This window comes from Pseudoalteromonas sp. S558 (assembly GCF_005886635.1).
In the GTDB taxonomy this organism is placed as follows: Bacteria; Pseudomonadota; Gammaproteobacteria; order Enterobacterales; family Alteromonadaceae; genus Pseudoalteromonas; species Pseudoalteromonas aliena.
This window is the reverse complement of record NZ_PNDU01000244.1, coordinates 1-1,888: the sequence shown is the minus strand read 5'-3', so window position 1 is coordinate 1,888 and position 1,888 is coordinate 1. Positions and strand designations below refer to the sequence as shown.

The window sequence follows — 1,888 nt, the reverse complement described above, 5'->3', positions numbered from 1 at the left end:
GGGGTCTATTTAACGTTAAGAAAATTACGCTAGAACTAGGCAAAAATTTTTGTATCTAGTTGTTCTAAATAAAAAATTTTTAACGACGTTATAGTGCAATTTAATTCGTTAAATTGATCAAAGATTTATGCAGTTTGGTATTAATGCCCACTCGTTACTCTAATGACCTACACCCTTGTCAGAATAAGTAAAAACCCACAAAGCATCTGCGTCCTGCTCATGCTCCTTACCTAGATACCTAGGAAGTAAAGATTCAATCTTGCCTTGATGTAAGCCAAGTGACACGCTTGTTGGCATTCAAGTGGATACCGATCCTATTTAAATGCTGAAAAACGCATACGCTTTATAATAAATATCTATCTAAAAACATTAAAAATGGCTGGGTTCATCGTTGATGAAATTTGCGGTGGAAGGTGAGCTTTAATACTTACTGCCCACCCCAGAGGTGTTGTTAGCTATAAATTATTTACAACAAATGATTAGATATGGTTTTTGAAATTTCCAACATTGAAGACTTGCCAGTAAACTCAAACTTAACTTTACCAACAGCTGAAAAATATATCTCTAATTCAGAATCAAGGTCAAAAGTACCCGAGGTTTCAACCGAATAGGCTACAATATTTTTATAGGGTAAAGATGTAAAATCTTTTTTGCTTCCGGTAATACCTTGCACATTTACAGCGATGATTCTTTTATCTGTAAAAACCACTCCATCACGCATTGACTTGTATGAATCAATTATTTGCTCATCGTCTAAAAGTAAATCTTTTACTTTATCTGCGTAATCAGAATCCTGTTTAAGCTTAAAAAAACCTTTATTATCAAAATCTATCATTGAACATCCTTATATATCTAACGAGCCTGTAGATTAACTCGTTTTAAAGTTATCTTTATTGATAAACAAACCATAGCCGAGTTACTATTTTGGTTCAATCGGTTACTTCAATTTTACGTGATATATTAAAAGAATATGCGGAGGCTTTGTATCGAGACACGATCGTAAAAAAACGTCCAAGCCACGCTAGTAGCTTATGCAACATGCGCTTGTTAGTCGCTTTAGTCATTAAATCTTCCACTTTTTATGAGCCTCTGAATCATACCCAAGCCCTGCTGCCATGAATAAATCCCTGTAATCAGTATTAGCCAACTTAACAGCAGATTCGAATTTTTTCATGTCTCCTGAACTTATTTTTAAAACGGATATCCAGATCCGCTCTAAGAATTCAGCTTCCCAATCATTGCAACTAGAGATGCTTCTTGGGCAGTCATCCGAAAGAATTTTTTCAACAATTTTTGCTTGATCAGATTTAAAAAGAAGACCAATAATCTTTTTAGTTTTATTACTTAAAACATTCATACTCGGCCACTGACGAGCCTGTAGATTAGCTCGTTTTATATTTATTGATGTCTCAACCATAGCTAAGTTCCCATTTTAGTTCAATTTTTTAGTGTGTTTTCATGGTGGATATAGAGAGAATTTAACGGTGTTTTTAACGAGATCTGGGTGATTTTTTTGAAGTTTAAAAACCTTATCATCTTTAATACTGAATCACCTCAAGTGATATTGGTGTTCATAGCAGAAACCATCAGCAAAACGAGCATGTAATAAGGTGTAATATTTTTCCATTAAAAAATGATGTAGTTTCCATATAGTGATTTACAACTAACTAAAAAGCTAGGGCCTGTTTATCTTTCGAGGTTGAATTTACAGCAGACTGTTTGGTATTTAGGCAAGGCAGAGCCTATGTAGTGTGGTTATTCCCCATAAATAGGCGATAACGCAGCATAAATGCCAAACATGCGCTGCCCTTTGAGCTCGATCTAGGGACGATTAACTCTTTGTTGCTCGGTTTTTACTTAGCCCACTAGGTTACAAACCTCGCGCCGC

The 1,888-nt window shown here is 35.2% G+C and carries 2 protein-coding genes; both read right to left on the bottom strand.

Going from position 1 to position 1,888, the window contains the following annotated elements; translation table 11 throughout:
* Positions 1–466: 466 nt before the first annotated feature.
* Positions 467–835, bottom strand: coding sequence for a PH domain-containing protein (locus tag CWB66_RS15900; protein WP_077535528.1), 369 nt, complete (start codon positions 833–835; stop codon positions 467–469).
* Between the two features lie 228 nt (positions 836–1,063).
* Positions 1,064–1,417 carry a hypothetical protein gene (locus CWB66_RS15895; protein ID WP_138586108.1) on the bottom strand — a complete coding sequence of 118 codons (354 nt, stop codon included), beginning with the start codon at positions 1,415–1,417 and terminating at the stop codon, positions 1,064–1,066.
* Positions 1,418–1,888: the final 471 nt, after the last annotated feature.

Excerpts from the sequence above, each read along its gene's own strand:
- CWB66_RS15900 (WP_077535528.1), bottom strand. The coding sequence starts at position 835 with ATGATAGATTTTGATAATAAAGGTTTTTTTAAGCTTAAACAGGATTCT.
- CWB66_RS15895 (WP_138586108.1), bottom strand. The coding sequence starts at position 1,417 with ATGGTTGAGACATCAATAAATATAAAACGAGCTAATCTACAGGCTCGT.